This window comes from Achromobacter sp. 2789STDY5608615 (assembly GCF_001298995.1).
GTDB lineage: Bacteria > Pseudomonadota > Gammaproteobacteria > Burkholderiales > Burkholderiaceae_B > Achromobacter > Achromobacter insuavis.
This window is the reverse complement of sequence record NZ_CYTY01000023.1, coordinates 1-5,828: the sequence shown is the minus strand read 5'-3', so window position 1 is coordinate 5,828 and position 5,828 is coordinate 1. Positions and strand designations below refer to the sequence as shown.

The window sequence follows — 5,828 nt, the reverse complement described above, 5'->3', positions numbered from 1 at the left end:
AAGTACCGATGAATGCTCAGATCGCCCTGATACTCGGGCAGGATGGCATCACCAACGGCGCCATCTACGCGCTGCTGGCCTTGTCCATCCTGCTGGTCTTTACCGTTACCCGCGTGCTGTTCATCCCCCAGGGCGAGTTCGTCGCCTTCGGCGCGCTCACCATGGCCGCGCTGCAGGCCGGCAAGCCGGTGCTGCTGGTGTGGCTGCTGCTGGCGTTCGCGCTGGCCGAGGCCGTGGCCGACCTGATGGCGCGCGCCAGGCGGCCGGGACGCCGCGCGCCGCTGTGGCGCATCATCGCCAAGGTGGCGTATCCCATGCTGCTGGCCGCGCTGTTCTACCGCCTGCCGCTGGCGCAGTTGCCGATGGCCGTGCAGGCGCTGCTGACGCTGCTGCTGGTGGTGCCGATGGGCCCGCAGCTGTACCGCCTGTTCTACCAGCCGATCGCCTCGGCCTCGACGCTGGTGCTGCTGATCGTGTCGATCGCCGTACACCTGGCGCTGGTCGGCCTGGGCCTGCTGGCCTTCGGCGCCGAGGGCGCGCGCACCGCGCCGTTCAGCGACGCCAGCCTGGCGCTGGGTCCGGTCAACGTCAACAGCCAGGCGCTGTGGGTGGTGGCGGTGTCGGCGCTGCTGATCGTGGTGCTGTACCAGTTCTTCGAGCGCTCGATGTACGGCAAGGCGCTGCGCGCCGCCGCCTTCAACCGGCTCGGCGCGCGCCTGATGGGCATATCGCCGGTGTTCGCCGGCAAGGCCACGTTCTTCCTGGCGGCGCTGATCGGCACCGTCTCGGGCATCCTGATCGCACCCATCACCACCATGTATTTCGATTCCGGCTTCATGGTCAGCCTGAAGGGCTTCGTCGGCGCCATCATCGGCGGCCTGGTGAGCTATCCGCTGGCCGCCGCCGGCGCCGTGCTGGTCGGCCTGATCGAGGCCTTCTCCTCGTTCTGGGCCAGCGCCTACAAGGAGATCATCGTCTTCACGCTGATCATCCCCGTGCTGCTCTGGCGCTCCCTGAAAAGCCACCACGTCGAGGAAGAAGAAGAATGACCCCGCGCCACCTCGTCCTCGTGTTCCTGGCGCTGCTGGCGGCCGCGCCGCTGGCGTTGCCGCCGTTCTACGTCACGCTGCTGAACTACATCGGCCTGTACGCCATGGTGGCGCTGGGGCTGGTGCTGCTGACCGGCGTCGGCGGCCTGACCAGCTTCGGCCAGGCCGCCTTCGTCGGCATCGGCGCCTACACCACCGCGCTGCTCACCACCCGCGCCGACGCCCTGCCCGCCTGGCTGGCGTGGCTCGGCGCCTCGCCCTGGCTGACGCTGCTGGCCGGCCTGTTGCTGACGCTGGTGGTGGCCTACCTGCTGGGCGCCATCACGCTCAAGCTGTCCGGCCACTTCCTGCCGCTGGGCACCATCGCCTGGGGCCTGTCGCTGTACTTCGCCTTCGGCTCGGTCGAAGGCCTGGGCGGCCACACCGGCATCCCCGACGTGCCGGCCATCCACCTGTTCGGCTGGGCGCTGACGCAGGGCGATGAGATCTACTACCTGATCTGGGCCTTCCTGCTGGTGGCCATGTGGTCGACCAGCAATCTGCTCGATTCGCGCGAGGGCCGCGCCATCCGCGCCCTCAAGGGCGGCCGTGTCATGGCCGAGTCGATGGGCGTGGACACGGCCCGCTCGCGCATGGTGATCTTCATCATCGCCGCGCTGCAGGCCTGCGCCTCGGGCTGGCTGTACGCGCACATGCAGCGCTTCGTCAATCCGAACCCGTTCGGCCTGCAGATGGGCATCGAATACCTGTTCATGACCGTCATCGGCGGCGCCGGCCAGGTGTGGGGCGCGCTGGTGGGCGCCGGCGTGTTCACGGTGCTCAAGCAATGGCTGCAGGACTGGCTGCCCAAGCTGCTGGGCCAGACCGGCAACTTCGAAGTGATCGTGTTCGGCTTCGGCATGGTGCTGCTGCTGCACCGCTTCCGCGGCGGCCTGTGGCCGGTGCTGGCGCGCTGCGTGCCGGTGCGCAAGCGCCAGCGGCAGATCGACGCCCAGGCCGAGCCGCTGCCGCGCAAGCCGATGCCGCCGCGCGGCGAGGTGGTGCTGAAGGCGGTCGACGTGACCCGCAAGTTCGGCGGCCTGGTCGCCAACAACGCCATGAACCTGGAGATCCGCGCCGGCGAGATCCTGGCGCTGATCGGCCCCAATGGCGCCGGCAAGAGCACCATGTTCAACCAGATCTCGGGCGTGGACACGCCCACCTCCGGCCAGGTCACGCTGCTGGGCCAGCAAGTGGCCGGCGCCGGCGCGCGCCGGATCGCCCGCCTGGGCCTGTCGCGCACCTTCCAGCACGTGCGCCTGCTGGGCCGCATGAGCGTGCTGGAGAACGTCGCCATCGGCGCCCACCTGCGCGGCCATCGCGGCGTGCTGCCGGCCGCCTGGCGCCTGGACCGCACCGAGGAGGCCCGCCTGCTGGCCGAGGCCGCGCGCCAGGTCGAGCGCGTCGGCCTGGGCAAACACCTGCACGACGAGGCCGGCTCGCTGGCGCTGGGGCAGCAGCGCATCCTGGAGATCGCGCGGGCGCTGGCGTCGGATCCCTGCATCCTGCTGCTGGACGAACCGGCCGCCGGCCTGCGCTACCAGGAAAAGCGCGAACTGGCCGAACTGCTCAAGAAGCTGCGGGCCGAGGGCATGGCAATCCTGCTGGTCGAGCACGACATGGATTTCGTGATGGGCCTGGTGGATCGCGTGGTGGTGATGGACTTCGGCGAAAAGATCGCCGAGGGCCTGCCGGCGGAGATCCAGCACAACCCCGCGGTGCTGGAAGCCTATCTGGGCGGAGTGGAATGATGAGCGCGAAACTGCTGGAAGTGCGCGACCTGCGCGTGGCCTACGACAAGGTCGAGGCGGTCTCGGGCGTCAGCCTGTCGGTGGACGAGGGCAAGATCGTCACCGTCATCGGCCCCAACGGCGCCGGCAAGACCACCCTGCTGTCGGCCATCATGGGCGTGCTGCCCTCGCGCGGCGAGATCGTGTTCGGCGGTAAGCGCCAGGAACACGCCGAGATCGAGGAAATGGTGGCGGCCGGCATGAACCTGGTGCCGGAAAAGCGCGAGCTGTTCGCCGAGATGTCGGTGGAGGACAACCTGATGCTGGGCGCCTTCGACCACTTCCGTCGCGGCCTGCGCGACCAGGACCAGACGCTGGCCGAGGTCTACGACTTGTTCCCGCGCCTGCGCGAACGCCGCGCGCAGCTGTCGGGCACGCTGTCCGGCGGCGAACGCCAGATGCTGGCCGTGGGCCGCGCGCTGATGGCCAAGCCGCGCCTCCTGATGCTGGACGAACCCAGCCTGGGCCTGGCGCCGCGCATCGTGCGCGAAGTGTTCCGCATCGTCGAACAGCTGCGCGGCATGGGCGTGTCGATCCTGCTGATCGAGCAGAACGCCCGCGCCGCGCTGCAGGTGGCCGATTACGCCTACGTGCTGGAGACCGGCAGCGTCACGCTGGAAGGCCCCGCCGCCCAGGTCGCCGAGGACCCGCGCGTGGTCGAGGTCTATCTGGGGCTGGGCCACGCCGCGCCGGCAACGGCGTAGCATCGCCGGACGGCCGTGGCGACCGCCCGGCCGGCGCTCAGGCCACGCCGCGCCGCCGGTCGCGGCGGTACAGCGCGTAGCCCAGCGGCCACATCGCCCCCACCATCACCCGCGCCCACGGATTGGTCAGGCGATAGGCCTGCAGCGCCGTCGGCACGCCGGAGTGCTTCAGATGCAGCCGGAAACGGGTGTAGCGCGCCGCGGCCATGATGAATTCACGCGGCCGGAAGCGGAAGAATTCCAGGTGGTGCTGCAGCATGTCCCAGGCCAGCAGGTACAGGCCCTGGGCATTGTTGGCCACCGACGTCGCGCCCCGGGTCAGCCCGCCCGGGGTGTCGTGATAGGTGCGCACCACCTGGTTGATGAAGCGGCTGAGGTAGCCGGCCCGCGCGATCGCCCACCACACCAGGCTCTCGGGCACGAAGCCCGCCACGTTTTCCGGAAAGGGATACTTCCTGAGGACGTCGGTGCGCATGCAACCGAATTTCTCGCCCTTGATGCGGTAGCGGAAATAGACGTCCACCGCCGTGCTGTCGAACACGTCCTGCGGATAGCGGTCGCCGACGATGCTGCCGTCGGGCCGGGCGCACAGGCCGGTCACCGCCACGTAGGAATCGCGCCGCGCCGGCGGAATCGCCTCCCAGGCCGCCTTGAACGTCGCCAGCGCCTCGGGCGGCATCTCGTCGTCGCTGTCGAGCGCCACGATCAACTGGCCATGCGCTTCGCGCACCCCGCGGTTGAAGGCGGTTTTCTTGTGCTGGTTGTTCTGCCAGATGTAGCGGATGGGGAAAGGGGCCCGCTGCTGCCAGTCGAGCACCGCTTCGTGGGTGTTGTCGGTGGACCCATCGTCCACGATCACCCACTCGAAATCCCGGAATGTCTGGCGGGATAGCGATTCGTACACCCTGTGCAACGTCCCCGCCCGGTTGTAGGTGGGCGTCAGGACGGTGAAGAACGTCGGCGTATCGATCATGCGAACTGGGCCCCTTGGCGATTCCGGATAACCGCTGCGGTCTTGGTATGGTGTTTCGCCTGAAGTGTAGGGGATATGCCCACGGCAACTGATGCCACGGCATGCAAATTTGCAATCAAATCTGACAAGGTGCGGATTCCCGGACTGATTCCCATCCACCGCGCCGGCGTTGGGACGGGCGCCGGAGTGGCGTAAACTCGGGCGGCCCACACCGGAACGCCTATGGAAGCCCCGACCGTCCAGCTCAACGACATCGCCCTGTTTGTAGAAGTTGCCAAGCGCAAGAGCTTCAGCCTGGCCGCCCGGGCGCTGAACATGCCGACCTCGACGCTGTCGCGCCGCATCAATGAGCTGGAACGCGCGATCGGCCTGCGCCTCATCAACCGCAACACCCGCCGCCTCGACCTGACGGAAGCCGGCGCGGCCTACATGAGCCGCTGCCAGGGCCTGATCGACGAGGCCCGCCTGGCGCACGAACAGCTGCAGGCGCTGTCGGGCGGCCCCTCGGGCAATCTGCGGGTGTCGATGCCCTACAGCCTGGCGATCTGGCTGCTGCCGGAAACGATCAACGATTTCACGGACCGCTATCCCGAGGTGGAGTGCGAGTTCGACCTGAGCATGATGACGGCCTCGGACGCCCAGGGCGCGCCGTTCGACATCGTGCTGCGATTCGGCCGCAACAGCGACTATCCGGTGGCCAGCGCGGACAACGGCAACGGCGCCGCGCCGGCGCCCCGCAGCGACGGCGCGGTGGTGCAGGAGCTGGTGTCGCTGGACAACTATCTTTACGCCTCGGACCGCTATCTGGAACGTTTCGGGGAACCGAAGACGCCGTCGGACCTGACGCAGCATCAATGCCTGCGCACGACGATCGACGACGCCCATTCGCACTGGACGCTGCATAACGGGCGGGTGAGCGAACAGGTGCCGGTGAGCGGACACCTGGCGGCGAACAACATGAGCATCGCGGGGACGCTGGCGGGGCTGGATCTGGCGATCACGCGGATGCCGCATTGCCAGGCGCTGGATCCGATCATCAAGCGGAACTCGCTACGGCGGGTGTTGCCGGGGTGGTCGGTGGATCCTATTTCGATCTACGTGGTGTATCCGTCGAGTATTCAGCCGGCTAAGACTCGGGCGTTTATGGATTTTATTCGGCCTAAGTTGGGGCCGGCTGAGTAGTTTTTTTTGGGGCGGAGTGGGTGCTTTAGGCGCGCGTGGCGGGGTCGGTGGGGGATGGCGGGGCTACGATTGCGGTCCGGAGCGTTCGCTC

General features: G+C 68.1%; 5 protein-coding genes. 4 read left to right on the top strand and 1 reads right to left on the bottom strand.

All coding sequences use genetic code 11. The features are described 5' to 3' along the window. The first annotated feature begins 8 nt into the window (after nucleotides 1-8). Genes AOZ49_RS19620 through AOZ49_RS19610 form a run of 3 tightly spaced genes read left to right on the top strand, consistent with a single transcriptional unit; the run spans nucleotide 9 to nucleotide 3,582 of the window. A complete protein-coding gene (locus tag AOZ49_RS19620) occupies nucleotides 9-1,049 on the top strand; it encodes a branched-chain amino acid ABC transporter permease (RefSeq protein WP_054477268.1) in 1,041 nt (346 codons plus the stop codon). Beyond that, a complete protein-coding gene (locus AOZ49_RS19615) occupies nucleotides 1,046-2,839 on the top strand; it encodes a branched-chain amino acid ABC transporter ATP-binding protein/permease (protein WP_054477267.1) in 1,794 nt (597 codons plus the stop codon). The genes AOZ49_RS19620 and AOZ49_RS19615 overlap by 4 nt, the downstream gene beginning before the upstream one ends. Further along, entirely contained in the window at nucleotides 2,839-3,582 is a 744-nt protein-coding gene (locus AOZ49_RS19610; RefSeq protein WP_054477264.1) for an ABC transporter ATP-binding protein, read from the top strand. The genes AOZ49_RS19615 and AOZ49_RS19610 overlap by 1 nt, the downstream gene beginning before the upstream one ends. Before the next feature lie 37 nt (nucleotides 3,583-3,619). On the opposite strand, the gene AOZ49_RS19605 is transcribed toward AOZ49_RS19610, so the two are convergent. Then, nucleotides 3,620-4,555 (bottom strand): glycosyltransferase family 2 protein, encoded by a 936-nt coding sequence (locus AOZ49_RS19605; RefSeq protein ID WP_054477262.1) that lies wholly within the window; start codon nucleotides 4,553-4,555, stop codon nucleotides 3,620-3,622. A 222-nt stretch (nucleotides 4,556-4,777) separates the two neighbouring features. Between AOZ49_RS19605 and AOZ49_RS19600 the strand changes: the two genes are divergently transcribed. Beyond that, nucleotides 4,778-5,737, top strand: a complete 960-nt coding sequence (locus AOZ49_RS19600; RefSeq protein ID WP_054477260.1) for a LysR family transcriptional regulator — start codon at nucleotides 4,778-4,780, stop codon at nucleotides 5,735-5,737. Nucleotides 5,738-5,828 lie beyond the last annotated feature (91 nt).